This is a genomic window from Micromonospora sp. CA-246542 (assembly GCF_050942905.1).
Taxonomy (GTDB): Bacteria; Actinomycetota; Actinomycetes; order Mycobacteriales; family Micromonosporaceae; genus Micromonospora.
On sequence record NZ_CP192040.1, the window covers coordinates 6,895,867 to 6,920,773 of the forward strand.

Below are 24,907 nucleotides of genomic sequence, written 5' to 3' on the forward strand. Positions count from 1 at the left end.
GGGGTGTGCCGGATCACGGGAGCGGGCTAGGGTGAGGCCCCTGAAGCGTTCCACGGGGGGAATTTCTTGCTCAGCATCTGGCGGGACTTTCTGGTCGCCGTCGTCGGCGTCCTGCGCAAACCGGACGAGCGGGCGCTCGCCGAGGAGCGTCGACGTGCCGTCGAACGACTCGCCGACACCACGATCCGCGAAGCCCGACGGGACGAGCCCGAGGGTACGTAGCCGCAGACCCGCGGGGGTGACCGGAGAGCCAGGCACCGGACGCCGCCCGCTCGGACGGTGAAGATGACCGGATGGCGCGGCCAGTGGTCACGGCGGAGACCCACCGACCGACCTTGTTCGAGGTCTTCTTCGACCTGGTACTCGTCTTCGGGCTCATCCGGGTCACCTCGTTCATGAGCGAACGGCCCGCGCCGGTGACCCTGGTGCAGGGACTGCTCGTCCTCATGCTGCTGTGGAACTCCTGGCTGGTGTACGCCTGGCTCGGCAACTCCGTCCGTATCGACGTCGGGCCGAGCTGCATCGGCGTGACCATGGCGATGGGGGCCATCTTCCTCATCGCGCTCGTCATCCCGGAGGTCTGGGAGACCGGCCCGGGTACGGCGATGCCGCGGCTGACGCTGGTACTGGCGTACATCGTGGTGCGGACGATCCAGTTCATCCTCTTCCACTGGGTGGCCTCGGACGATCCCCGGCTGCTGCGGACCGTCCGGCTCTACGCCCTCACCACCGCGCTGTCCTTTGTCCCGCTCTTTCTCGGCGCCACGTTCGGCGGCACCCCGCAGATCCTGCTGTGGGCGGTGGCGCTCGTCGTCGACATGAGCGGTGGAGTGCTCGCCCTGCTGCTGAGCGGGTGGCCGGTACGCAGCCCCGGCCACTTCGTGGAGCGGCACGGCCTGGTCGTGATCATCGCGCTCGGCGAGTCCCTCATCTCGGTCAGCGCCGGTGTCGGGACCCAGGTGATCCGCGGGCAGACGCTGGTGGCGGGTCTGCTCACTCTCAGCGTGACGGGAGGCCTCTACTGGCTGTACTTCACGAGCGCGGGAAACGCCGGCCGAGCGCTCACAACTCGGTCCGGGCTGCGGCGCGGGTTCGTCGCCGGCAACGCCTACAGCGTCGCCCATCTCCCCCTGCTCGCCGGGACGATCTACGTGGCCTTGGGAGTCGAGGAGGTGCTGACCGAGCTCGGGCACGGCACGCTGGGGTGGATCCCGGCCACCGCGCTGTTCGGCGGAACAGCCCTGTACCTCGCGGGCCGGGCGACCTTCCTCGTCCTCAGCGTCCGGTGCGTACGGTCAGAGCAGTTCGTCGCGCCCGGTGTGGCGCTGCTGTTGCTCCCCGTCGGCCGACATCTGCCGGCCCTGGCCGCCCTCGGCCTGCTGACGGCGTTCCTCGCCGCCCTACTCGGCTACGAGGCGTGGACGAGACGTGCGAGCCGAACCTCCGACTGACAGCGGAGCGAGCGGAGGGTGTGGGATTCGAACCCACGAAGACATCGCTGCCTTACCGGTTTTCAAGACCAGCGCCATCGGCCACTAGGCGAACCCTCCCGGACCGGCACCCGTGGGTGCGCGGCCGTGAACAGTCTGCCACGGCACCCGCTGGCCGGCTCGGCGTCCCTCCCCGAAAAGCGCCGGCCAGGCGGCAGCTCCAGCGTCCACTGTGGCGCTGATCGACTCGACTTCCCCGAAACCGGGGCATCCCGGCGCGCGGGAGGCACCGCTTTCAGGGAAGCCGAGTTGATCAAGCCTGCGGATGCCCCGGTTTCACGGAAGTTGAGTCGACCAAGCCCGCGGACCGCCCGGTTTCAGGGAAGCCGGGGAACCAAGCCCGCAGACCGCCCGGTTTCCCGCAAGCCGGGGGGACCATGCCGACAAGGACCGGACCGCTTCGCCGCGAGGGGTGCGTCTGCGGCGGGAAGCGCGGCGGGTGAGACTGGGGGCATGCGAGCCATCACCGTTCCGCAGCCCGGTGGACCCGACGCGCTGGTCTGGGCCGAGGTCCCCGATCCCGAGCCCGGCCCCGGCGAGGTGATCGTCCGGGTGCGGGCCAGCGGGGTCAACCGCGCCGACCTGCTGCAACGGCAGGGGCACTATCCGCCGCCGCCGGGCGCGCCCGCGTACCTCGGTCTGGAATGTTCCGGCGTGATCGACGCGGTCGGCCCGGAGGTGACCGGGTGGGCGGTCGGCCAGGAGGTCTGCGCGCTGCTGGCCGGCGGCGGGTACGCCGAGCGCGTCGCGGTGCCCGCCGGTCAACTGCTGCCGGTGCCGGACGGCGTCGACCTGGTCGACGCCGCGGCGCTGCCGGAGGTGGCCTGCACGGTGTGGTCGAACGTCGTGGGCGTCGGTCGGCTCGAAACGGGTGACACGCTGCTGGTGCACGGCGGGGGCAGCGGGATCGGCACGTTCGCGATCCAGTTCGGGGCGGCGCTCGGTGCCACGGTCCTGGCGACCGCCCGGACGACGAAGCACGCCCGGCTGCGCGAACTGGGCGCGGCGCACACGATCGACTACCGGGACCAGGATTTCGTCGAGGAGGTCCGCGAGGCCACCGACGGCCACGGTGCGGACGTCATCCTCGATATTCTGGGCGCGTCCTACCTGGGGCGGAACGTCGCCGCGCTGGCCACCGGGGGCCGGCTCGTGGTGATCGGGATGCAGGGTGGCCGCAAGGCCGAGCTGGATCTCGGCGCGTTGTTGACCAAGCGGGCCAGCGTGTCGGCGACGGCGCTGCGCTCCCGGCCGCTGGACGAGAAGGCGGCGATCGTGCGGGGCGTACGCGATGAGGTGTGGCCGTTGGTCGCGGCCGGCGCGGTCCGCCCGGTGGTGGACCGGCGGCTGCCGATGGCCGAGGCGGCCGAGGCGCATCGGCTGGTCGAGTCGAGCGACCACGTCGGGAAGGTGCTACTCACCCTCGGGTGAGGCGGGCGGCAGCATGAGGCGGGCGCCGGGGCCCTGTGCGGCGAGGGTGTCGCCGGGGTTGTACAGCATGCAGCGTTGCATCGACAGGCAGCCGCAGCCGATGCAGCCGTCGAGGTCGTCGCGGAGCTTGGTGAGCAGTCGGATCTTCTCGTCCAGCCGGCCGCGCCAGCTCGCGGAGAGGCGCTCCCAGTCCTGCGGGCTGGGGGTACGGCGCTCGGGCAGCGATTCCAGCGCGTCGCGGATCTCGTCGAGCGAGACGCCGACCTGCTGGGAGATCCGGATGAAGGCGACCCGCCGCAGCTCGGCGCGGGCGTAGCGGCGCTGGTTGCCGCCGGTGCGGTCGGCGCGGATCAGGCCGAGGCGCTCGTAGTAGCGCAGCGCGGATGGCGCCACGCCAGAGCGGACGGACAGCTCACCGATCGTCAACGCGTCCTGCATCACCGGGTCCTTGAGTTGAAGTGGACTTCAACTCAAGGTTACCGTCGATCAACGCGCGGACGAGACCGCCGGGCGACGGCGGGCGCGCTCGCGACCGAGGATCCAGATCGCCTCGACGCCGTCCTTCCAGGTGATCTTCTTGCCCTCTTCGCGGCCCCGGGCGCGGTAGCTGATCGGCACCTCGTAGGGGCGGATGCGGCGGCGCAGCAGCTTGCCGGTCACCTCGGCCTCCATGCCGAAGCCCCGCGAGCGCACCTCCAGCGACCGGTACAGCTCCACCGGCATCAGCTTGAAGCAGGTCTCCAGGTCACCGATGTACGAGTTGAAGAGGACGTTCGCCGCCATCGTGACGCCCTTGTTGCCCATCACGTACCAGAAGCTGTAGGCGCTGTGGCTGCCGAACGTGCGATTGCCGTAGACGACCGTGGCCCGCCCGTCGAGCACCGGGGCGAGCAGCTTCGGGATGTCCTGCGGGTCGTACTCCAGATCGGCGTCCAGGATGACCATGTATTCGCCCTCGGCGCTGTCCACCGCCGTCTTGATGGCCGCGCCCTTGCCCGCGTTGCGCTGGTGGGTGATCACCCGCAGGCGCGCGTCGTCGGCCCGGCCGAGGACCTCGCCGGTGCCGTCGCGGCTGCCGTCGTCGACCACGACCAGCTCGATCTCGCAGGGGTAGTCCACCGCCAATGCCTGCTTGAGGGCATCCGCGATGCGTTCTTCCTCGTTGTAGACCGGCATGAGGATCGAGAGCTTCACGGGAATCTCCACGGTGGCGACAACACGTCGGGCATAGCCTAGCCTGGCTGGTCAGCCCAACGGTGGCCGCCACCGTCGGACAGCCGGCGTGGCGGTATCAGCCCGATGGTGTTTACTTCCCGCCATGTCGGCTGCCGGCTCCCTGCTCGCGGTGCTCCCCGCCGCCTCGGTGCTCCTGCTCACGGTCGCGGCGAAGCCACGCGAGACCTCAGCGGTGGCCCCGTCCCGGCTCGCCGCGGTGCGCGCCGCGCTGCTCACCGGGGCGTACGCGGTGCTCGTCGTCGAGGTGCTCGGCGCGCTGCACGCGCTGACCCGGCCGGCGTTCGTCGTCGCCTGGCTGCTCTTCCTCGTCGCCGCCGGGACGGCGGTGGCTCTGCGCCGGCGTCGCGACACCCCGGCCACACCGGCGGTGGCCGCGACGCCGCAGCCGGTGGCGGTGGGCGCGGCGGTGCCCGCCGGCGCTACCCCGGACACACCCGCCCCGGCCGTCGACCACGGCCCGGTGGGTGGGCGGGCGGCCGCACCGGTCCAGCCGAATGGAGTACGCGCCAGACTGCTCTCCCGGGCCACCGAGAGCTGGCGTACGGCGGGTCGGGGCGACCGGCTGCTCGCGGGCGGCATCGGCGGCCTGGTGCTGCTGGAGCTGCTGATCGCGCTCTTGGCCGAGCCGAACAACTTCGACTCGCAGACGTACCACCTGCCGAAGGTCGAGCACTGGGTGGCCCAGGGCGACCTCGACTTCTGGCCCACCGCCATCCACCGGCAGGTGACCATCCCGCCCGGCGCGGAGTACCTGCTACTGCACCTGCGCCTGCTTACCGGCGGCGACGCGCTGCACAACCTGGTGCAGTGGGCCGCCGGGGTGCTCTGCCTCCTGGTGGCCGCGCGGATCACCGCGCAGCTCGGCGGCGGCCGGCGAGCCCAGTTGATCACCGCGTTCGTGCTGGCCAGCACCCCGATGGTCGCGCTACAGGCCACCAGCACGCAGACCGACCTGGTCTGCGCGGCGTGGGTGGCGTGCGCGGCGACCCTCGCGCTGGACGGTCTGCGCCGCCGCACCGGCTGGGGAACCGTACTCGGCCTGGGGGCGGCCACCGGGTTGACGGCGGTGACCAAGACCAGTGGCCTGATCGCGGTGGGCCCGCTGCTGGTGCTCTGGGGTCTGGCCCAGCTCCGGCTGGCCCTGGCGGCCCGGCCATCAGCCGCCGAACCGGCGGGTCGGGCGGCGAGCGTCGGACCAGCGGGTCGGGCGGCGAGCGTCGGACCAGCGGGTCGGGCGGCGACCGCCGGGGCGTCGGCGGGGCGGGCGCGGCCGGTGTTCCGCGTCGTCACCGGTTCGGTGCTGATCCTGGCGGTGGCGGCGCTTGTCGTCGGCCCGTTCCTGGCCCGGGTGACGGCCGAGTTCGGGCACCCGTTGGGCCCGCCCCGGCTGCGTGAGTCGATCCCGATGGAGCGGCACGACCCGGCGTCGATCCTGGTCAACGCGCTGCGCATCGGGCACACGGCCTTCGACACGCCGGTCGCGCCGCTGCGCACCGCCGGCGCGGACGCGATCATCGGCGGCGCGGAGGCGATCGGCGTCGACCCGCAGGACCGGGCGATCACCTTCGGCCGGGAGGTGTTCCCGGTGCCGGCCTGGTACCCGGACGAGGATCGGGTCGCGTTCCCGATCGCCGGGTCGGTGGCGCTGCTCGGCGCGCTGGTCGCGCTCGTCCGCCCGCGCCGGATCGATCCCGCTCAGGCCGGGCCGCTGCGGGCGTACGCCGTGGTGGTGCTCGCCGCCGTGCTGCTGCACACCTCGATGATCAAGTGGCAGCCGTGGGGCAATCGACTGATCCTCTACGCCCTGGTGCTCGCCGTTCCGCTCGCCGGCCTCTGGCTGGACGCGCTCCTGCGTCGGGGCAGCGACCGGGCCACGAACCCGGCCGAGGCGGGTCGACGGCGACGCTCGGTGGCCGCCGTGGCGGTCGTCGTCGTGCTCGCCACCTCGGCGCTGGCCGGAGTGCTCGCACTGTCGTACGGCTTCCCGCGCCGGCTCGTCGGCTCGGGCTCGGTCTTCACCACCTCGGAGTGGGACACCCGGTTCCTGCGCCGGCCCGAGTGGGCCGACGAGTTCCGCTGGGCCGCGGCGGCGGTCCGCGAGAGCGGCGCGCGCCGGATCGGTCTGGTCGAGCGGAACGACGACTGGGAGTACCCGTGGTGGCTGCTGCTGCGCCAGCCGGACGGCAGCTCGCCGGATCTGGTCTCGTTGCAGTCGGTCCTGCCGGAGCGACCGCCGGCCGACCCGACAACGGTGGACGCGATCGTCTGCACCGGTAGCCAGCCGGCCTGCGCCGAGCTGGTCCCGGCCGGGTGGCGCTTGGAGTTCCGCGACTACGTCGGTTACGCCCTGCCCCCGGGTCGCTGAGACGACGGCAGGCGAGGGCCCCGCACGTACGACGTGCGGGGCCCTGGTTCGACTACTTGGCGCGGGGGATGAGGACGAGCCGGGCGACGCCCTTGTCCCCGTCCTTGGTGCCGGCGACGCCGACCGTCGTGCCGACCTTCACCTCGCTGGGCTGCACCGTCGACCGCTTCTCGACGACGCGCAGGTCCTCGCCGAAGGTCCACGTCATCGTGAAACCGTCGGTGGACTTGACGGTCATCGAGTCTCCGTCGACGGCGGTCACCGCGCCACGCTGGACGGCGACGGTCTGCGTACCGTTCTCCTTGGTCTGCACCACCGCCTCGCCGTGCAGGGTGTTCTTGCGCAGCAGCACGCGGGCCTGGTGGCGCTTGCGCAACTCCTCGCCGCGCTTCTGCTTACCCTTCTCGGCCGCCGTCGGGGAGGGTGCGGGCGTCGCCGGGGCGGCGACGGTCTGCACGTCCAGGTCGTTGGCGTCGAAGCCCATCGCGGTGAGCGCCTGGCCCTCCACACCCATCGCGGCGGCGACCTCGACCGCCGCGTCCCGCGCGGGCTGGCTGGCCACCTCGGCCGCGCCGCATCCGCTGACGCCGAGCGCCACCGCCGCGAACAGTGCCGTGGTGCCGGTGACGAATCCCCAACGTGGCATGACTCTCCCTCTCGTCCGTGGAGCCTTCAGCCTTCCCCGCGAGGACGAGCGGACCGTCAGGCCGATGTACGGGTCCGGTAAGGATCACCGGGCAGCCGGACCGTGAAGGCCGCACCCCCCTCGGGCGCGTGCCCCGCGACGATCTCCCCGCCGAGCCGGCGCACCAGCCCGGCGGCGAGCGCCAGCCCGAGACCGCTGCCCACCTTGCGCACCCCCGGTACCGCTCGTGCAGCGCCCCCGCTCGAACGCCACCGCCAAGTCGTCGTCGGTGAAGCCGGGCCCGCCGTCGCGGACCTCCAGCACACCGCCGTCCGCCGGGTCCGCGCCGACCGGCCGGACCGCGAGCACCACGGGCGCCCCCGGGGGTACGACCCGCAGCGCGTTCTCCAACAGCCCGTCCAGCACCTGCCGGATCCGACCCGGATCGGTGTACGCGGACACCGGACCGCCGGGCGTCTGGAGGTGGAACGGCACACCGACCGCGGCGCAGCGACCGGACCAGGTGGGCTCCGCGTCGGCGGCCAGTCGGGTCAGGTCGACGGGTACCGGCTCCAGCGGGAAGTCGGCGGCCTCCAACCGGGCCAGCGCCAGCAGGTCGCCGATCAGCCGGTCGAGGTGCTGGGCCTCGGCCAGCATGGTGCGGCCGGTGTCGGCGCTGCCGTCCGCGTCGATGACCCCGTCGGCCAGCGCCTCGGCGTACCCCCGGATCGCGGTCAGCGGGGTGCGCAGCTCGTGCGAGACGGACAGCAGGAACTCGCGCTGCCGGCCCTCGCTGGTGGTCAGTGCGGCGGCCAGGCCGTTCAACGCCTCGGCCAGGTCGGCGACCTCGTCCGGCGGCTCGACCGGCACCCGTACCGCGCGGTCCCCGGCGCGCAACCGGGCGGCGGCGGTGGCCGCGACGCGGATCGGTCGGGCCAGCCGGCGGGCCAACAGGAGACCGGCCACCACACCGGCGGCCAGCCCGGCCAGCAGCGGCAGCCACAGGCTGAGCAGCACCTGCGCCCACAGCCCGTCCGCCGTGGCGCGGGAGAGCACCACCCCGTTGCCGCCGGGCAGCGCCCGGCCCTCCACCAGGGCGCGGTGACCGTTGACCGACCGGCGGGCCGAAACGTTGCGGCCCTGCCCGATCCGCTGCACCACGCGCGGCGGCAGCCCCGACCGGTCGACGGTTCCGCGCCGGATCAGGTACGCGTCGATGCCCTGGTCACGGAGTTGCTGGATGAGCTTCTCCTCGTCGGCGGCGCGTCCCCGGTCCAGCCGGGTCCGCAGCACCTCGGCGGCGAGTCGCGCCTGGGCGGCGAGGGCGTCCTGATCGCGTCGCTCCGCGCCCCGAATCGCCAGCGGCACGGCGACGATCGCCGTGACGAGCACCGACACCAGTGCCACCGCACAGGTGACCAGCACCGCGCGGGCGGTCAGGGTCCGGCCGAACCGGCGACGCCGGGGGGCGGCCGATTGGCGGTCGCCGACCACCGGCAGCGCCATGGTCGGCGACTCGATGCGTACCGACTGCTCAGGCATCGACCGCGTACCCCACGCCGCGGTGGGTGCGGATGACGCTGGCCGGGCCGAGCTTCGCGCGTACCTGCGCGACGTGCACGTCCACCGTGCGGGTGCCGGCGTGCGCGGCGTATCCCCAGACCCCGGCCAGCAACTCCTCGCGGGTGAAGACCCGCCCCGGCCGGGCCATGAGGTGGGCCAGCAGGTCGAACTCGGTCGAGGTGAGCTGCACCGGTACTCCCCCGGCGGTGACCGTCCGGCGGGCCGGGTCGAGGGTCACCGGGCCGACGACGCGCTGTCGTTCCGCGCCCTCGGGGCCACCGGCGGTGCGACGCAGCACGGCGCGTACCCGGGCGACCAGCTCGCGCGGGCTGAACGGTTTCGTCACGTAGTCGTCGGCGCCCAGTTCCAGCCCGACGATCCGGTCGACCTCGTCGTCGCGAGCGGTGAGGAAGATGACCGGCGTCCAGTCGCCGGCCTCGCGCAGTCGTCGGCAGATCTCGGTGCCGGGAAGGCCGGGCAGGGCGATGTCCAGGACGCAGGCCACCGGGCGCAGCCGGCGGGCCGCGTTCAGCCCGGCCTCACCGTCGCGTTCGAGGTGGACACCGAACCCGTCACGGCCCAGGTAGAGCCGTACCAGGTCGGCGATGGCCGGCTCGTCCTCGACCACGAGGACGAGTCCGCGGTGCGGCGTTTCCAGAGTCACCGGCCCATGATTCCCGACCTGGTGGCTCGGCGCGATCGGTACGTGTTCGAGTTCGGTAAAGGCGGGCGTCGTACGGCGTCAGCGTGCGACGGCGGGACGGAACACGCTGGGCCGCACGGGGGCGGGCGTGTCGCCGATGGTGGCGAGAACCCGTTCGCGGGGTGCCCGCAGACGGGTCCGAAAGGCGTGGTTGAGCAGCGCGTCGAGCTGCCACACCTGCTTCGGGTGGTTGGTACGGATGAGGAACCGCTCGCGGATCCCGTCGATCGCGGTGGCGGCCAGCTCGACCGAGTGCAGCCGCGGGTCGGGGCTCCACGTGACGTTGCTCAGCTCGCGCAGCTCGGTGTTGAGGTGCAGGCGCAGTCGGTGCAGGAGTCGGGTCTGCTGGGTCACCACCAGTCGGCGGTGCGTGAGCAGCAGCAGGTAGTCGCCGGTGACCGGACGGTCGGGGCGGCTGCAACGGGTGACGAGGATGGTCGCGTCACCGGAGCCGACGCAGCGGCGGAACACCGGCATGTGCCGGCTCACGGTCTGCACGGCGAGGCCGGCCTCGGTGGCGGCCGGGAGGAACGTTCGGGAGAAGACGTCCATGACCTGCCCAACGACGTCCCCGGCGGGGTGACGTGGGTCACGGCGAATTTTTGGAAGTTCCACGCCGGCCCGTCGCACTGCCTGTCCGATTTCCGACCCGGACGGATGCCGGTCAGCTTTCGGGCTGAATCGGGGTGGCGGCGAACAGCTCGGCGAGCCACCCGGGCACCGCCTCGGCGTACTCCGCGCGGGCCGGGTCGGTCGTGTCGAGGGCCCGCCGCCAGGAGAGCGACCGGCTCACCGCGCCCAGGTTCATCGCCAGGTCGGCGGCCTCGACGAGGGTGCGGCGGTCGTAGCGGTCGGTCCACGCCTCCAGGTAGGCGTCGCGCAGCCGGGTCAGGCTGGCGTCATCGGCGGACAGCGCGGTGGCGTACCGGATGGAGCGCAGGATCACCAGCAGCGTGCCGAACGGGTGCGCCACCGAGGCGTCGCCCCAGTCGAAGTAGCGGTACCCGGCCGGCCCGGCGAAGACGTTGCCGTCGTGCAGGTCGTCGTGCTGCACGGTCGCCTCGATGCCGATGTCCGCGAGCCGACGGCACCGCCGCGCGTACGCCGGAACCTCCGCCCGCAGCCGCTCGTACGTCTCGACGGTCAGTCCGCCCTCCGCACCGACGCGCAGCGACTCGGAATCGTCGAGCAGGTCGGCGAGCAGCCCGGCCAGCACCTCCGGACGGTGGTCCGGCACGCCGAGGGCGACCAGGTCGTCGGCGCGCGACGCGGTGGCGAGTTGCAGCGCCGCGTACCCCGGTAGGGCCCGCTCCCAGTGCGTCAGGTCGGGGTCGCGGCCCAGCACGTCGCGCAGCGTCTCCCCGCCGTCGGGAAGCAGCGACCAGCCCCGCACCCGGTCCACCCCGATCGGGGCCAGCACCCGCTCGGGCGTCAGCGCGGCCAGCGTCGCGATCAGGACCGCCTCGTGCGTGGTGCCGGAGTTGTTGGCCTTGAACCAGACCGGCCCGTCGTCGGTCGGCACCCGCCAGACCAGCGACCACGGCCGGACCCGGGGCTCGACCGGCCCGTTGACCCGCCGGCCGGTGCCCGCGAGTCGCTCGTCGACCCAGGACCGGGCCTGCTCCTGCCACTGCACGCTGGACCAGTCGGGAGCGCGCTCGTCGGCGATCGTCGTCACGATGGGCACCCTAGGCGGCGTCCCCGACCCCGGCGAGAGCATTTCCGGGACGGATCAGACCAGCTCGACGATCGTGGCGTTGGCCATGCCGCCGCCCTCGCACATGGTCTGCAGGCCGTAGCGGATTCCGTTGTCCCGCATGTGCGCCAACATCGTCGTCATGATCCGGGCCCCGGAGCCACCGAGCGGATGCCCGAGGGCGATCGCGCCGCCACGCGGGTTCAGCCGCTCCGGGTCCGCCTCGGTCTCCGCCAACCAGGCGAGCGGTACGGGGGCGAACGCCTCGTTCACCTCGTACACCCCGATCTCCTCGATGCCCAGCCCCGCGCGGCGCAGCGCCTTCGCGGTGGCCGGGATGGGCGCGGTGAGCATGGTGACCGGGTCGTCGGCGGCGACCACCGCGGTGTGGATGCGGGCCAGCGGGCGCAGGCCGTGCCGGCTGGCCCAGTCGGACGTGGTCACCGCGAGCGCGGCGGCGCCGTCGGAGATCTGCGACGCGGACCCGGCGGTGACCACGCCGTCGGCGCGGAACGGGGTGGGCAGCTCGGCGAGCCGGTCCAGTGAGGTGTCCCGGCGGATGCCCTCGTCGGCCGCGACCGTGCCACCGTCGTCGAGGGGCACCGCCGCCAGCTCCGGGTCGAACGCGCCGGCGTCCTGCGCGGCGGCTGCCTTCTCGTGGCTGGCCAGGGCGAACTCGTCGAGCTGGGTACGGGAGAAGCGCCAGCGCCGGGCGATCAGCTCGGCCCCGACGCCCTGGTTGAAGGGGAGCGGCGCGTCGTCGGCGAAGCCCTCCACCCCCCGGTAGCGGGCGCGGAGCTGGTCGCTGAACGGCAGGCCGTCCGCCACGCTGGAACCCATCGGCACCCGGGTCATCGACTCCACCCCACCGGCGACCACCAGGTCGGCCTGACCGGACAGCACCGTCGCGGCGGCGAAGTGCAGGGCCTGCTGGCTGGAGCCGCACTGCCGGTCCAGCGTGGTGCCGGGCACCGCCTCCGGCCAGCCGGCGGCGAGGACGGCGTTGCGGGCGATGTTCCACGACTGCTCGCCGACCTGGGACACGCAGCCCCAGAAGACGTCGTCGACCTGCGCCGGGTCGAGCCCCGTGCGCTCGGCGAGGGCGCGCAGCACGTGCGCCGACAGGTCGACCGGATGGACACCGGCGAGACCGCCCTTGCGCCGCCCGACCGGGGTGCGTACCGCGCCGACGATGACCGCGTCACTCATGTTTACTCCCCGGTAACTTGGGCTGTCCCGATCCTACGCTGACGCGGCGGGCCGCCGCCCACCCCTCTCCGGCGTCGATCATGGAGTGGTGGTGGGCAGAAGCGGGCGGCCATGACCGCTGGCATGCTGGGCTGGTGGATGACATTCCCGGAACTCGGCAGTGGCGGGTGCCGTCGACCCTGCCTGCGGCGAAGCTCGCCGGTGCCGTTCTGCTGATCGCACTCGGGTTGCTCTTCGCCGACGGTGACCCGGTGCGGCTGGTCGTGGCCGGTGTGGCCGCCGCCGCGCTGGCCGTCTGGGCGGTACGCGACCTGGTGGCGCCGGTCCGGCTGGCGGTCGACCCGGCGGGACTCACCGTCATCCACGGCTTCGCCGGCCGGCGGCTGCTGCCCTGGTCGACGGTCGAGGCGATCAGCGTGGACCGCCGGCAACGCCTGGGGTTGACCGGCGAGATCCTGGAGATCGACGCGGGCGAGTCGCTGCACCTGTTCGGCAGGTACGACCTGGCAGCCACCCCGGAGGAGGTGGCCGTGGCGCTGCGGGCCGCCCGTCCGGTCAGTTGAGCAGTTGCACGGTTCGGAAGATCACCAGGGCGAGCAGGATCAGCAGGATGATCGAGCCGCCGACGACCTGCACCAGCGTGCGCCGCTCCCGTGGCGCGTACGCGAGCACCGCCGCCATCGCCCCGCCGACCACCAGGCCACCGATGTGCCCGGATTTCGAGATGCCCGGCACGGCGAAGGTGAATACCAGATTGATGACGAGGAGCGGCACGATCGCCGAGGTGTTCAGGCCGAGACGACGCATGATCACGAAGATCGCGGCGAAGAGCCCGAAGGTGGCCGTCGACGCGCCGACAGTCGGACCGTCGTTGGGCGCGCTGAACAGGAAGACGGCGACATTGCCCCCGATCCCCGCGATCAGGTAGAGGGCGAGGAAACGCACTCGCCCGAGCGCGCCCTCCAACTCCCGCCCGAGCACCCACAGTGCCCACATGTTCAGCAGCAGGTGGAACACGCCGTAGTGCAGGAACATGGCGGTGACCAGGCGGTACCACTCACCGGCCGCGACACCGTGCACCGGGCCGAAGTCAACGTACGAGGCGTAGCCGAGCACGCCACCCCAACGGGTCAGCGGCGTTCCGTCGCCGGCCAGCCCGCCGAAGCCGGAGCCGCCCAGCACCGCGGTGAGGGACCGGGCGGAGGCGACGGAGAGCAGGAAGAACAACACGTTCAGGGCGATGAGCGCCTTGGTGACGTAGCCGTGCCGGCCGGCGGCACCGCCACCGAAGGCGGTACGCGCCGGCCGGACACTACGACGACCCTCGTTGACGCACTCCGGGCACTGGTGCCCGACGGACGCCTCCCGCATGCACTCCGGACAGATCGGCCGGTCGCAGCGGGTGCACCGGACGTAGGTCTCCCGACCGGGGTGCCGGTAGCAGACCGGGGTGGTCGGCGGGGACTCGCTCACCGGGCCGACCCTCCGTCCGCCACCGCGCGACGCACCGCCGCCGGCCGGCGCGATGCTCCGGAGCGCTCAATCATGCGAGCAAAGGTACCTCGCCGTGTCGTCAGGAAGCGGATCGCTCGATCTCGACCCGCTCGATGACGACGTCCTGCAACGGACGGTCGCTCGGGCCGGTCGGGGTGTTCGCGATCGAGTCGACGACCTTCACCGACTCCTCGTCGGCGACCTGGCCGAAGATGGTGTGCCGGTTGTTGAGGTGCGGCGTCGGGGACACGGTGATGAAGAACTGCGAACCGTTGGTGCCCGGTCCGGCGTTCGCCATCGCCAGCAGGTAGGGACGGTCGAACCGCAGCTCCGGGTGGAACTCGTCGGCGAACTTGTAGCCCGGCCCGCCCCGACCGGTGCCGGTCGGGTCGCCCATCTGGACCATGAAACCGCTGATCACACGGTGCGAAATGGTGCCGTCGTAGTACGGCCCGTTGCCCGGCTGACCGGTGCGCGGGTCGGTGTACTCCCGGTTGCCCTCAGCCAGGTCGACGAAGTTGCGGACGGTCTTCGGCGCGTGGTTCGGGAAGAGCTCCAGCCGGATCGGGCCAGCGTTGGTGTGCAGGGTGGCGTAGACAGCCTCGGCCACGGGTACTCCTCACTTGTTGGTCAGTTCCATGCGGATCCTCCCATGTGCCCGATCTGGCATCGCGGAGGCATCCGAAGGTGGAGGATGACGAAGGAACAACTCCCAGGAGGTAGGACCGTGTTTGGAATCGGGCGGCGTAAGTCCCAGGGCCAGCTCGCAAAGGCAGAGCTGAACCAGAGCATCAGCCACCTGATGCAGGCAGCCAACCACGCCGCCAAGGGCGCCGGCGCGTCCGTCGGCCCGCGGGTCGAGGCGGCCCGGGGCTATGTCGGGCCGGCCGCGGTGAAGGTGCGCGACCGCGCGTCGACCGGTTGGGGGACGACACTCACCACGCTGGCACCGCTGGCCGCGGCGGCTCGTGACGGCGCCGTGCAGGCAGGGCCGCTGACCAGGAAGGCCAAGTCGAAGACCATGCGGATCACGGGGAAGAAGAAGCAGCCGCGCCGTCGCGGTTCGAAGATGACCGGCCTGCTGGCCGCGGGCGCCGTCGTCGGCCTGGTCGGTGCGGTGGCCCTACGCCGCCGCCGCGAGCAGCAGGAGTGGGCCGAGTACGACCCGACCCACACCCTGGAGCCGATGCGCAACGAGGTCGACTCGATCGAGGTGCGTACCCCGGCCGCGACCAAGGGCTCCGACGGGTCCGCCATCTCCGGAATGACCGGTGCCGGCAGCTCGGCGGTGGCCGGCGGCGACAGCGCCAGCACCACCGCCACGGCCACGGCCAAGCCGACCGGTGTGCGTCCGACCGACAAGGTTCCGTCGGTCGCCGAGGGCGCCAAGGACGTTTCGGGACGCCCGGCCGACGACCTCACCAAGGCGCTGGGCAAGGACACCGCCCGCACCAACGGCCGCCGCTGACCCCGGACAGCAGCGCGACGAGCGCCGGCGACGCGGGCTTGCCCCGCGCACCGGCGCTCCGTGCTGTCGGCGTCCGCCGGGCGGACCGGTCAGAGCCAGCCGTTGCGGCGGAACCAGCGGTAGAGGGCCAGCGAGACGCCGAGCATGAGGGCCAGCGCCACCGGATAGCCGTACGTCATCTTCAGCTCGGGCATGTTCTCGAAGTTCATGCCCTCGACGCCGGCGATGGAGGTCCAGACCGCGGCGATGGCCGCCCACGCGGCGATCTTGCGCATGTCGTTGTTCTGGTCGACGGACACCTGGGCCAGCCGTGCCTGGAGGATCGAGTTCAGCAGGTCGTCGTACGAGTTCACCTGCTCGACCGTGCGGCTCAGGTGGTCCTGCACGTCCCGGAAGTACTTGCGGATCTCCTTGGGTACGTCCCGGTTGACCTGCGAGGTCAGGTTCATCAGCGGGCGCTGCAAGGGGATCACCGCCCGCTTGAACTCCACCAGCTCCCGCTTCATCTGGTAGATCCGCTGGATGCGCCCGTGGCTGTTGCGGTCGAAGACCTCGGCCTCCAACTGGTCCAGGTCGTCCTCGAGCTGCTCCGCCACCTCGAGGTAGAGGTCGACCACCCGGTCGGTCACCCCGTACGCCACCGCCCACGGGCCCTGGAGCAGCAGCTCCTGCTTGGTCTCCAGGTCGGCCCGGACCGGGGAGAGCCGGCAGGCGTCACCGTGCCGGACACTGATCAGGAAGTTCGGGCCGATGAAGAGCATCACCTGACCGGTCTCGACCACCTCGGAGGTCTCGGTCAGCTCGGTGTGCTCGCAGTAGCGGGCGGTGCGCAGCACCAGGAAACTGACGTCGCCGAAGCGCTCCAGCTTGGGCCGCTGCTCGGCCTTCACGGCGTCCTCGACGGCCAGCTCGTGCAGGCCGTACGTCTCCGCGATGGCGCTCATCTCGGCCAGCTCGGGCTGGTGCAGCCCGATCCAGACGAAGCCGTGCTCCTCGCGACGTGCGGCCTCCAGCGCCTCGGCGTACGACCAGTCACCGGGCTGCCGCTTGCCGTCGATGTACAGCGCGCAGTCGACCACTCCGCTGCGCCCGGCGCCGGTGGGCGCCGGGGTGGGTGGTGAACCGTCGGCGTTGAGCATCCGGGTCATCGCCCGGACGGGGGACGGCCAGGCTCGGGGTCGCAGCACCCGAGATGTGTTCAACGGCGCCGTCCGGCCCCGCTCTGCCCGATCCGTCATCGCGACACCTCCCCGCGCTCGCCTGCGGCTTGCAGGCTACGCCGATGGTGGCCATCGGCAGGTGTGACGGCGGTCGCGGGTGCGGCGCCGGGCGGGCCGGGCCGCATCGGGGGGTGAAGGGACGACACGGCCCACCCGGCGCCCGTGGGGGCGGGGGTTACGCTCGCAGCATTGTGGGCCGCCGGCCGCCCGCTGGGGAGACCCGGGACGGCCGGCATCGTCTTTTTGTCGGAAACCCGACAGATTTTCAGCTTCGGCTGGCCTCGACGGCCTCGGCGAGCCGGCGAACGCCCTCGTCGATCCGGTCGGCCGTCACGGCCGAGAAGGCCAGCCGCAGGGCGTGCCGCCCACCGTCGAGGACGAAGTCGCTGCCCTTGACGACGGCGACGCCACGCTCGGCCGCCGCCGGGGCGAGCCGGTCCACCAGCACGTCCTCGGGGAACTCCACCCACAGGAAGTAGCCGCCGTCGGGCTCGACGAACCGCGCCTGCGGCAGGTGCCGGCGCAGCGACTCGGCCAGCACCTGGGCCCGCTCGCCGAGCGCCGCCCGGACGGTCTCGATCGAGCGGTCGATGTCGCCGGAGACGCAGAACTGGTGCACGATCGCCTGCGACACCATGCCGGGCGAGATGTAGAGGCTCGTCGCGTTCTTGGCGATGTCGGCGATCAGATCCGCCGGACCGACCAGGTAGCCGACGCGTACGCCCGGGCAGACCGTCTTCGTGAAGCTCGACGCGTGCACGACGACGTTGCGGGTGTCCATCGAGAGCATCGACGGCAGCGCCTCGCCCCGGAAGCGGATGTCCGCGTACGGGTCGTCCTCGAAGATCGTGAAGTGGTACTCGGCGGCCAGGTCGAGCAGCTCACGGCGCTTCTCCAGCGACAGCGTCACGCCGGCCGGGTTCTGGTAGTTCGGGATGACGTGCGCCAGCCGGGGGCGAACCCCGGACTCCAGCAGCTTGCGCAGCTCGGCGGTGTCGAGGCCGTCCGGCTGGACCGTGACCCCGTGCAGCTCACTGCCCATCCGCTGAAGGTTGAGCAGCGTGCGGTCGTACGTGGGGCGCTCGACGACCACCGCGTCGCCGGGGCGGATCAGGTGATCGAAGAGGAACGCGTCGGCCTGCAGTGACCCGTTGGTGACCAGCACCTGGTCGGCCGAGACGCCGTGCTTCTCGGCGATCCACTTGCGCAGCGGCACGTAGCCGACGGAGGTGCCGTACGCCGTGACCCCCGCGGGATCGGCGTCGAAGGCGCGTACGGCGGCGGCCTTGAGCCCCTCGACATCGACGATGTCCAGCGAGGGGGCCCCACGGGCAAAGGAGATCAGCTGCTCGGCGGTCATGGATATTGAGCGTACGGGCGGCGGCGGGGGACGCGCCGACGGCACGGCGATGTCCGCATCCTGAGCCACCGGGACGGGTGACCCGGCCGGGCCGGACGGCGACAGATCAGACCGGAAGTGCGAGCGAGTCGTGCTGCGCCGCCCGCGAGAGGCCGTCAAAATGCACGCCGAGCGAGTCCAGGAGCTGGCTCCAGTCGAAGTAGGAGCGCCACGCGACGATCCGACCCCGGCGGGCCCGGACCACGTCGGCGACCTCCCAACTCACCGAGCGGCCGGTCGGAGCGACCGTGCCGTACGGCGAGTGCAACGTGCCGGTGTGGGTGCCACTGAGGCGCAGCTCCACGGCCGCGCCGCTGGACGTGCGCACCGCGCCCAGGGGGTCGACCAGCAGGTCCGGAAAGGCCCCCGTCCAGGTACGCAGCAGGGCCGGCAGCTCGATCGGTCGGACCGTGACACCCGGCATGGAGTAGAACGCCTCCGGGGCGTACAGGTCCGGCAGTCGGGCCACGTCCCGCCGCAGGAGCATCGCGTACTGCTGCTCGACCAGGCGCTCCGCGTCAGGCATCGGGCCCTCCCCCACGGGCCACGGCATCTCCGCGCCCGCGAGGGATCCTTACCCTTCGATCCGACCCGGCACACCTGCGCGGTTCAGGTCGTGGCGGCCACCTCGCTCCGGGCCCAGACGCGCATGATGTCCCGCACCGAGATCACCCCGGCAACCTCCCCGCCGTCGAGCACCACGAGGTGCCGGAAGCCACCCCGGGCCATCGCGGCGGCCGCCTCGGCGACCGTCCACTCCGGCGCCGCGTACACGACGTCCCAGGTGAGGTGGGCGCCGGTGCGTTCGGTGTCGCAGTCGAGACCCGCGCCGATGGCCTTCAACACGTCGCGTTCGGTCATGATGCCGACCCCCTCGGACTCGGGATCGATCACGACCGCCGACCCGACACCGCGGGCCGACATCATCCGGGCCGCCTGACGGAGCGTGTGCTCCGGACCGACGACGAGGACCTGGCTGGACATCGCTTCCCGTACCTGCATCACGCATCACCCCTTTGGGACCGTGGCATTCGGTATGGACATGGTCGTCCGTGGATGTTTCCAGGACAAGACCGGACATCGTCGGGATGCGGCGGCGCTCGCTACTGTCGACGCGTGTCCACCGAGCCCCTGCGCTGCGCCGGCGCGTTGATTGTCGACCGCGACGGCCGCCACGTCGGTTACGACGGCCTGCTCCGGCGGATCGCGGAGGAGGGCTTCGCGCTCCGGCGGTCGATGGGCCGGTGAACAGCGTCGCGCTGCCGCCGCACCGGATCGCCGGGCTGCTCGCCCCGGCCGTGGACCGCACCTTCCGCGCGACCATGCTCGCCGGCCACAACGGTGGTGGGGCCGAGCTGTCCCAGCGCTACGGCGGAGCGGCGGCGAGCGGTTTCCTCGTCGACCTACGTACCCGGCTGGCCGCGCCCGGTGGCGCCGTCGACGGGGCGGGGTTCGCGGCGATCACCAGGTACCGGGACCCGATTGCCTGCCGACGAGCCGTGGACAAGCAGGTGGCCCACGGGATGATCTACCGGAGCCCGGACGGCGCCCTCTCCGCCACCGAGCGCGGTGCCGCCTTCCTCGGCGAGCTGTACCAGGTGCACGCCGAGGTCACCGAGGAACTGTGGTCCGGGCACGACGAGCGGGTGGCCCGACTGGTCGCCGTGCTCGGACGGCTGGTGGCGTATGCCCTCGTGCTGGCCGACGAGGAGGGGACCCGGAGCGGTTCCGCCTTCGCCGCGCTCGCGCCCCCGCACGAGCCGGACGGCACCCCGCCCGGTGTGCTGCTGCTCAACCGGCTCGGCGCGCTGCGCTACCACCGGGCGGACGCGCACGCCGCCGCCTGGACCGCGGCCGGGCACACCGCGTCCAGCGTCACCGCCCTGCCGCCCGGCCCCGAGCGGCTCGCCATCGAACTGGAGACCGACCGCCGGGCCGCCGGGCCGTACGCCGTGCTCGCCGCCGAGGAGCGGCTGACCATGCTGGCCGACCTCGCGGCGCTGCCCGGCTGACCGGTTGGCCGGAGTCGCCGGGCTTGCCGGGGCTATCCTCCACCGGTGACGGCAGCAGGACGAGGGAGGATGTCGCGATGATCGGAATGGTGCTCGCGGCCGGGGCGGGGCGCCGGCTGCGCCCGTACACCGACACGCTGCCGAAGGCGCTGGTGCCGGTGGACGGCGAGATCACGATCCTGGACATCGCGCTGGGCAACCTCGCCGAGGTCGGGCTCACCGACATCGTGATCGTGGTCGGCTACGCGGCGGACGCGGTCGTCTCCCGTCAGGCCGAGCTGGAGAAGAAGTACGGGGTCACGCTCACCCTGGTGCACAACGACAAGGCCGAGGAGTGGAACAACGCGTACTCCCTCTGGCTGGCCCGGGAGCACTTCGCGCGCGGCGTGCTGCTGGTCAACGGCGACACCGTGCACCCGGTGAGCGTGGAGAAGACCCTGCTGGCCGAGCGCGGTCCGGGCATCCTGCTCGCGGTGGACACCCTCAAGCCGCTGGCCGAGGAGGAGATGAAGACCACCTTCGACGCCGCCGGCCAGCTCACGCGGATCACCAAGATCATGGATCCGGGTGAGGCGTATGGGGAGTACATCGGCGCGACGCTGATCGAGCCGCAGGTCGCCGACGCCCTCGCCGACGCGCTGGAGGCGACCTGGCGGCGGGACCCGAACCTCTACTACGAGGACGGCTACCAGGAGTTCGCCGACCGTGGTGGCGAGGTCCGGGCCGCGCCGATCGGTGACGTTCCGTGGGTCGAGGTCGACAACCACGCCGACCTGGCCCGCGCGCGGGAGATCGCGTGCCGCTACTAGCCCGGAGCATCCTCACCCCGCTGCACATCGACGTGCGACGCGGGGCGGTCGCCGACCTGGCCGCGATCCTGGCCGACGGGCGGATCTCCTCCGGCGGCGACGTCGCGGTGGTGCTCGGCCCGGGTCAGGGCGCCCAGATCGCCGAGCTGATCCAACCGTCGCTGCGCTCGGCGGACGTCTTCACCGTCTCCGGCGGGACCCTCGAGGCCGCCGACGACCTGGGCGGCAAGCTCCGCGCCCGCTCGTACGACGCGGTCGTCGGCATCGGCGGTGGCAAGACGATAGACGTCGCCAAGTACGCCGCGACCCGCCGAGGCCTGCCGATGGTGTCGGTGGCGACCAGCCTCGCCAACGACGGGATCGGCTCCCCGGTGGCCAGCCTCATCACGGACGGGATCAAGGGCTCCTACGGGGTGCACATCCCGATCGCGGTGATCGTCGACCTGGACTTCGTGGAGAGCGGCCCGGACCGGCACAACCGGGCCGGCATCGGCGACGTGGTCAGCAACATCAGCGCGCTGGCCGACTGGGAGCTGTCCCGGCAGGTACGCGGTGAGCCGGTCGACGGGCTGGCCGCATCGCTCTCCCGGGCGGGCGCCGAGGCGGTGCTCAACCACCCCGGCGACATGAGCGACGACTCCTTCGTGACCGTCCTCGCCGAAGCGTTGATCTCCAGCGGCCTGGCGATGGCCGTCGACGGCACCAGCCGTCCGTGCAGCGGCGGCTGCCACGAGATCATGCACGCGGTCGACTCGCTCTACCCCGGCACCGCCTCGCACGGCGAGCTGGCTGGGCTGGGGGCGCTGTTCTGCACCTGGCTGCGCGGCGACCTCCGCCGCTTCGCGGAGATGTCGGCCTGCCTCGCCCGGCACGGTCTGCCCCGGCTCCCCGCCGAGGTGGCGCTCACCGACGACCAGTTCGTGGAGGCCGTGCAGTTCGCGCCGCGTACCCGCCCGGACCGGTACACCATCCTCGAGCACCTGGCCCTGTCGCCTACCGAGACGCGGGAGCGGCTGGCAGACTACGCCGGTGCAATCCGCGACCAGCTTGGCTGACCCCCGTCCCACCGTCGCCGACTTCCACCGGGTCAACCGGGGCGGCGGCCTGTTCAGCGAGTCGATCAGCCAGTGGCTCGGCGCGGTGTTCGCGCTGGTCGCGCAACGCCTCGGGTTACGCCCGACCGCGCTGACCCTCACCAACCTGGTGCTCGGGCTGGCCACCTCGATCTCCGTGGTCGCGCTCGCCGGCCCGGTCGCCGACGGTGACGTACCGGCCTGGGTAGTCGGCCTGATCGCGCTCGTCGGCTGGCAGGTCGCGTACGCCCTGGACTGCGCCGACGGACAGCTCGCCCGCGTCACCGGCCAGGGCAGCGCGGCCGGGGCCCGGATCGACGTGCTCTGCGACGTGGCCGCGCAGATCGCCCTGGTGGCCGCGCTGGCCGCCACCGCCGTCGCGCAGGAGCCGTCCACCCCGACCTGGCTGGTGGCCACCTTCGCGGGTACCTGGATGGTCAACCTGGTCACCTCGGTCATGCAGGCCGGCCCGAACGCCGCCAGCATGGTCACCTCGACCTCGCTGCCCGTACGCCTCGTGAAGCTGGTCCGCGACTACGGCGCGGTCGTCTTCGTGGCCGCCCTGGTCCTCGCCGTGGCCCCCGCCCTGGTCCTGTGGGTGCTTGTCGCGTTCACCGTCGTCAACGGCGGCTTCCTGCTGGCCAGCATCGCCTTCTCCGCCCGCGCCTCGCTGCGCTGACCCCCGCCGCCCGCGCCACTCCCCGACCGGGTGCCAAGGGTGTTCGAGTCCTCCTTTGCTCTGCTTCAACCCAGGAAACACCCGGCGTCCGATATCCGGACACCGGGTGTTTCCTCCGGTGAAGCAGAGCAAAGGGAGCGAACGGTAGGTGGCCTCCTCCCGCGCTACGGCGCTCCAGCGCTCCCGGGTGACGGCGCTCCCGGGTGACGGCGCTCCCGGGTGACGGCGCTCCCGCGCGCCCGCATCACGGCTTGACGGCGTGGACCATCCCCGCGTAGATGTCGATGAGTTGCTTCGTGACCACGTCGGGGTGGAAGGTGCGCTCGTAGCGGGCGCGCGCGGCCTGGGTCAGCCCGGACGCGCCCGCCCGGGCGACCGGCAGGGCGTTGGCCAGCGCGGCCGGCTCCGGGGCGACGACCCAACCGGCCTCGCCCAGATCGATCCCGGCGGGCATCGCCGGTCCGCCGTCCCCGGCGACCGCGGAGGCGACCTCGGCCGGGCCGGTGCCGGCAGGCTCGTGCGGGGCGTCCGCTCCCAGCAGGTACGGAATGCCGCCCAACGCGGTGCCGAGGACCGGACGACCACTCGCCAGCGCCTCGATGATCACGGTCGGCAGCACGTCGTGCCACATCGAGGCGGCGATCACCACGGCGCTGGCCTCGACCGCGGCCCGGACCCCGGCGCGGTCGAGCTGACCGAGGTAGACCACGTCGGGTCGTTCGGCGGCGGCCGCCTCCACCAGCGCGCGCAGTTCGCCGTCGCCCGCGATCCGCAGCGTTCCCAGGGTGCCCACCGGATGCCGTCGCCAGGCGTCCAGCAGCAGGTCGACGCCCTTCTCGGGGGAGAGCCGGGCCATGTAGAGGAAGCCGTCACCGAGCGGCGCCGGCCGCCCCGGGTCGGGCACGGCGTTCGGCTTGACCACGATCCGATCGTCCGGAATGCCGTAGTCGCGGAGGTGGTCGGCGATCGCCGAGGTGAGCGCGATGAAGCGGTCCACCGACCGCCAGGTGCCCCGGTGCACCGCCAGGGTGGTCGCCATCAGCGCGCTCTGCGCCGCCGAGTCGCGGTAACACCGGTGCCTGATCGCCGGCACGCCCAGCGCCCGGCCCTTGCAGTCCTGGCAGATCACCCCGTCGCGGAAGTAGATCCCCGAGGAGCAGACCTGCCGGTAGTTGTGCACCGTCTGCACCACCGGCACGCCGTGCCGGTGCGCGGTCCGCACCACCCAGGGCGAGATCAGGGGGTACGGGTTGTGCAGGTGCAGGACGTCCGGCCGGTGCTCGGTGAGCAGCCGGCTCAGGTCCTGCTGCGCGCGGGGCGCCCAGATCGGTGAGATCGGCAGCAGCGCCTTGGCGGCCTTCGACATCGAGGGGATCTCGTCCGAACTGCGGATGAAGGGCAGCACCTCGACACCGGCGGCGGTGAGCTGGGCGATCTCCACGTCGACGATGGTGTTCTCGCCAGAGGGCTGAGCTTCCCGGTACCGGTTGTGCGCCACCACGATTCTCACGGGAAAGAAGGCTACCGTTGGCTGGTGCCCGAACTACCGGAGGTTGAAGCGCTCGCGGGTTACCTGCGGCAGCGCGCGGTGGGGCGGCGTGTCGACCGGCTGGAGATCGCCGCGATCAGCGCCCTGAAGACGTACGACCCGGCGCCCACCGCCGTCGCCGGCAAGGCGGTGGTCGACGCCCGTCGGCACGGCAAGTTCCTCGACGTGGTGATCGAGGGTGACCTGCATCTCGTGGTGCACCTCGCCCGGGCAGGCTGGCTGCACTACCGGGAGGCGTTCCCGGCCACCACCCCGTTGCGCCCGGGCAAGGGCCCGATCGCCGTACGGGTCCGGCTCGACGACGGCTCCGGCTTCGACCTCACCGAGGCCGGTACGCAGAAGAAGCTCGCCGCCTACCTGGTCACCGATCCGGCGGCGGTGCCCGGGGTGGCCAAGCTGGGTCCGGACGCGCTCGCCGCCGACCTGCCCACCTTCGCCGAGCGGCTGCGCAGCCGACGCGGGCAGGTCAAGGGGGTGCTGACCGACCAGTCGGTGCTGTCCGGGGTGGGTAACGCGTACTCCGACGAGATCCTGCACGCCGCGAAGCTGTCCCCGTTCGCGATCACCGATCGGCTCACGGACGCCCAGCTCGCCACCCTGCACGCGGCGACGCGGCAGGTACTCGGCGACGCCGTCGAGCGGTCCCTCGGCCAGCGTGCCGCCGAGCTCAAGGGCGAGAAGCGATCCGGGCTGAAGGTGCACGCCCGTACCGGCCTGCCCTGCCCGGTCTGTGGCGACACGGTCCGGGAAGTCTCGTTCGCCGACTCGAGCCTGCAGTACTGCGCCACCTGTCAGACCGGCGGGAAGCCGCTGGCTGACCGACGGTTGTCCCGTCTCGTACGGTGAGTAATCCCACGAGGCGACTACAGAGCGGAATCGACCCGAG

The 24,907-nt window shown here is 72.3% G+C and carries 26 protein-coding genes, 1 tRNA gene and 1 pseudogene; 12 read left to right on the plus strand and 16 right to left on the minus strand.

Annotated elements, in window-relative coordinates:
* The first annotated feature begins 66 nt into the window (after nt 1-66).
* Together ACQP0N_RS32135 and ACQP0N_RS32140 are read left to right on the plus strand one after the other, a co-directional pair.
* Nucleotides 67-222, plus strand: a complete 156-nt coding sequence (locus ACQP0N_RS32135; RefSeq protein WP_357131644.1) for a hypothetical protein — start codon at nt 67-69, stop codon at nt 220-222.
* Between the two features lie 71 nt (nt 223-293).
* Nucleotides 294-1,451: a low temperature requirement protein A gene (locus ACQP0N_RS32140; protein ID WP_433116366.1), complete on the plus strand. Its 1,158-nt coding sequence runs from the start codon at nt 294-296 to the stop codon at nt 1,449-1,451.
* Nucleotides 1,452-1,463: 12 nt separating this feature from the next.
* Here the strand turns inward: ACQP0N_RS32140 and ACQP0N_RS32145 are convergent.
* Nucleotides 1,464-1,550 (minus strand) — tRNA-Ser (locus ACQP0N_RS32145).
* 393 nt (nt 1,551-1,943) lie between these two features.
* Here ACQP0N_RS32145 and ACQP0N_RS32150 point away from each other — a divergent pair.
* Nucleotides 1,944-2,921 carry an NAD(P)H-quinone oxidoreductase gene (locus tag ACQP0N_RS32150; protein WP_433116368.1) on the plus strand — a complete coding sequence of 326 codons (978 nt, stop codon included), beginning with the start codon at nt 1,944-1,946 and terminating at the stop codon, nt 2,919-2,921.
* Here ACQP0N_RS32150 and soxR read toward each other — a convergent pair.
* Entirely contained in the window at nt 2,904-3,359 is a 456-nt protein-coding gene (soxR, locus tag ACQP0N_RS32155) for a redox-sensitive transcriptional activator SoxR (protein WP_433116370.1), read from the minus strand. The two genes, ACQP0N_RS32150 and soxR, sit on opposite strands and share 18 nt — an antisense overlap.
* A 48-nt stretch (nt 3,360-3,407) precedes the next feature.
* The gene (locus ACQP0N_RS32160) at nt 3,408-4,115 is read right to left on the minus strand and encodes a glycosyltransferase family 2 protein (RefSeq protein WP_355240514.1); all 708 of its coding nucleotides are present in this window, start codon (nt 4,113-4,115) and stop codon (nt 3,408-3,410) included.
* 124 nt (nt 4,116-4,239) lie between these two features.
* Between ACQP0N_RS32160 and ACQP0N_RS32165 the strand changes: the two genes are divergently transcribed.
* On the plus strand, nt 4,240-6,522 hold the full coding sequence (locus tag ACQP0N_RS32165) for a hypothetical protein (protein WP_433116372.1): 2,283 nt from the start codon (nt 4,240-4,242) through the stop codon (nt 6,520-6,522).
* Nucleotides 6,523-6,574: 52 nt separating this feature from the next.
* Here the strand turns inward: ACQP0N_RS32165 and ACQP0N_RS32170 are convergent, their stop codons facing one another.
* The 6 genes and pseudogenes from ACQP0N_RS32170 to ACQP0N_RS32195 all read right to left on the minus strand — a co-directional run bounded on the left by ACQP0N_RS32170 (nt 6,575) and on the right by ACQP0N_RS32195 (nt 12,318).
* On the minus strand, nt 6,575-7,168 hold the full coding sequence (locus ACQP0N_RS32170) for a hypothetical protein (RefSeq protein WP_396832094.1): 594 nt from the start codon (nt 7,166-7,168) through the stop codon (nt 6,575-6,577).
* Nucleotides 7,169-7,224: 56 nt separating this feature from the next.
* Nucleotides 7,225-8,689 (minus strand): annotated as a pseudogene (locus ACQP0N_RS32175) (histidine kinase dimerization/phospho-acceptor domain-containing protein).
* Nucleotides 8,682-9,374 (minus strand): response regulator transcription factor, encoded by a 693-nt coding sequence (locus ACQP0N_RS32180; RefSeq protein ID WP_433116375.1) that lies wholly within the window; start codon nt 9,372-9,374, stop codon nt 8,682-8,684. Before ACQP0N_RS32180 ends, ACQP0N_RS32175 begins: the two are co-directional and overlap by 8 nt.
* Before the next feature lie 78 nt (nt 9,375-9,452).
* Nucleotides 9,453-9,965: a hypothetical protein gene (locus tag ACQP0N_RS32185; RefSeq protein WP_355048692.1), complete on the minus strand. Its 513-nt coding sequence runs from the start codon at nt 9,963-9,965 to the stop codon at nt 9,453-9,455.
* Between the two features lie 112 nt (nt 9,966-10,077).
* Nucleotides 10,078-11,091 carry an aminoglycoside phosphotransferase family protein gene (locus tag ACQP0N_RS32190; protein WP_433116377.1) on the minus strand — a complete coding sequence of 338 codons (1,014 nt, stop codon included), beginning with the start codon at nt 11,089-11,091 and terminating at the stop codon, nt 10,078-10,080.
* 54 nt (nt 11,092-11,145) lie between these two features.
* Nucleotides 11,146-12,318 (minus strand): thiolase family protein, encoded by a 1,173-nt coding sequence (locus tag ACQP0N_RS32195; protein WP_357131604.1) that lies wholly within the window; start codon nt 12,316-12,318, stop codon nt 11,146-11,148.
* Between the two features lie 134 nt (nt 12,319-12,452).
* Here ACQP0N_RS32195 and ACQP0N_RS32200 point away from each other — a divergent pair, with 134 nt between their 5' ends.
* Nucleotides 12,453-12,881: a PH domain-containing protein gene (locus ACQP0N_RS32200; RefSeq protein WP_433116379.1), complete on the plus strand. Its 429-nt coding sequence runs from the start codon at nt 12,453-12,455 to the stop codon at nt 12,879-12,881.
* On the opposite strand, the gene ACQP0N_RS32205 is transcribed toward ACQP0N_RS32200, so the two are convergent.
* Both ACQP0N_RS32205 and ACQP0N_RS32210 read right to left on the minus strand, forming a co-directional pair.
* The gene (locus ACQP0N_RS32205) at nt 12,874-13,791 is read right to left on the minus strand and encodes a rhomboid family intramembrane serine protease (RefSeq protein WP_433116381.1); all 918 of its coding nucleotides are present in this window, start codon (nt 13,789-13,791) and stop codon (nt 12,874-12,876) included. The two genes, ACQP0N_RS32200 and ACQP0N_RS32205, sit on opposite strands and share 8 nt — an antisense overlap.
* 100 nt (nt 13,792-13,891) lie before the next feature.
* Entirely contained in the window at nt 13,892-14,422 is a 531-nt protein-coding gene (locus ACQP0N_RS32210) for a peptidylprolyl isomerase (protein ID WP_030331635.1), read from the minus strand.
* Between the two features lie 84 nt (nt 14,423-14,506).
* Between ACQP0N_RS32210 and ACQP0N_RS32215 the strand changes: the two genes are divergently transcribed.
* Nucleotides 14,507-15,280: a hypothetical protein gene (locus tag ACQP0N_RS32215; RefSeq protein WP_433116383.1), complete on the plus strand. Its 774-nt coding sequence runs from the start codon at nt 14,507-14,509 to the stop codon at nt 15,278-15,280.
* An 89-nt stretch (nt 15,281-15,369) separates the two neighbouring features.
* On the opposite strand, the gene corA is transcribed toward ACQP0N_RS32215, so the two are convergent.
* The 4 genes from corA to ACQP0N_RS32235 form a co-directional block, all read right to left on the minus strand.
* Nucleotides 15,370-16,518 carry a magnesium/cobalt transporter CorA gene (gene corA, locus ACQP0N_RS32220; RefSeq protein WP_396803371.1) on the minus strand — a complete coding sequence of 383 codons (1,149 nt, stop codon included), beginning with the start codon at nt 16,516-16,518 and terminating at the stop codon, nt 15,370-15,372.
* Between the two features lie 247 nt (nt 16,519-16,765).
* The gene (locus tag ACQP0N_RS32225) at nt 16,766-17,860 is read right to left on the minus strand and encodes a PLP-dependent aminotransferase family protein (RefSeq protein WP_433116385.1); all 1,095 of its coding nucleotides are present in this window, start codon (nt 17,858-17,860) and stop codon (nt 16,766-16,768) included.
* Between the two features lie 106 nt (nt 17,861-17,966).
* Nucleotides 17,967-18,425 carry an ester cyclase gene (locus ACQP0N_RS32230; RefSeq protein WP_433116387.1) on the minus strand — a complete coding sequence of 153 codons (459 nt, stop codon included), beginning with the start codon at nt 18,423-18,425 and terminating at the stop codon, nt 17,967-17,969.
* An 83-nt stretch (nt 18,426-18,508) separates the two neighbouring features.
* Nucleotides 18,509-18,901 (minus strand): CBS domain-containing protein, encoded by a 393-nt coding sequence (locus ACQP0N_RS32235; protein WP_355048683.1) that lies wholly within the window; start codon nt 18,899-18,901, stop codon nt 18,509-18,511.
* A 114-nt stretch (nt 18,902-19,015) separates the two neighbouring features.
* Between ACQP0N_RS32235 and ACQP0N_RS32240 the strand changes: the two genes are divergently transcribed.
* The 5 genes from ACQP0N_RS32240 to ACQP0N_RS32260 all read left to right on the plus strand — a co-directional run bounded on the left by ACQP0N_RS32240 (nt 19,016) and on the right by ACQP0N_RS32260 (nt 22,472).
* Nucleotides 19,016-19,147: a hypothetical protein gene (locus ACQP0N_RS32240; RefSeq protein WP_433116390.1), complete on the plus strand. Its 132-nt coding sequence runs from the start codon at nt 19,016-19,018 to the stop codon at nt 19,145-19,147.
* Nucleotides 19,144-19,911, plus strand: a complete 768-nt coding sequence (locus ACQP0N_RS32245; RefSeq protein WP_433116391.1) for a hypothetical protein — start codon at nt 19,144-19,146, stop codon at nt 19,909-19,911. Before ACQP0N_RS32240 ends, ACQP0N_RS32245 begins: the two co-directional genes overlap by 4 nt.
* A gap of 77 nt (nt 19,912-19,988) precedes the next feature.
* The gene (locus tag ACQP0N_RS32250) at nt 19,989-20,720 is read left to right on the plus strand and encodes a sugar phosphate nucleotidyltransferase (RefSeq protein WP_433116393.1); all 732 of its coding nucleotides are present in this window, start codon (nt 19,989-19,991) and stop codon (nt 20,718-20,720) included.
* A complete protein-coding gene (locus tag ACQP0N_RS32255) occupies nt 20,708-21,775 on the plus strand; it encodes an iron-containing alcohol dehydrogenase family protein (RefSeq protein ID WP_433116395.1) in 1,068 nt (355 codons plus the stop codon). The genes ACQP0N_RS32250 and ACQP0N_RS32255 overlap by 13 nt, the downstream gene beginning before the upstream one ends.
* Nucleotides 21,750-22,472 (plus strand): CDP-alcohol phosphatidyltransferase family protein, encoded by a 723-nt coding sequence (locus ACQP0N_RS32260; protein WP_433116397.1) that lies wholly within the window; start codon nt 21,750-21,752, stop codon nt 22,470-22,472. The genes ACQP0N_RS32255 and ACQP0N_RS32260 overlap by 26 nt, the downstream gene beginning before the upstream one ends.
* A gap of 244 nt (nt 22,473-22,716) precedes the next feature.
* On the opposite strand, the gene ACQP0N_RS32265 is transcribed toward ACQP0N_RS32260, so the two are convergent.
* On the minus strand, nt 22,717-23,982 hold the full coding sequence (locus ACQP0N_RS32265) for a glycosyltransferase family 4 protein (protein ID WP_433116399.1): 1,266 nt from the start codon (nt 23,980-23,982) through the stop codon (nt 22,717-22,719).
* Between the two features lie 24 nt (nt 23,983-24,006).
* On the opposite strand from ACQP0N_RS32265, the gene ACQP0N_RS32270 reads away from it, so the two are divergent.
* Nucleotides 24,007-24,867 (plus strand): Fpg/Nei family DNA glycosylase, encoded by an 861-nt coding sequence (locus ACQP0N_RS32270; RefSeq protein WP_357131550.1) that lies wholly within the window; start codon nt 24,007-24,009, stop codon nt 24,865-24,867.
* Nucleotides 24,868-24,907: the final 40 nt, after the last annotated feature.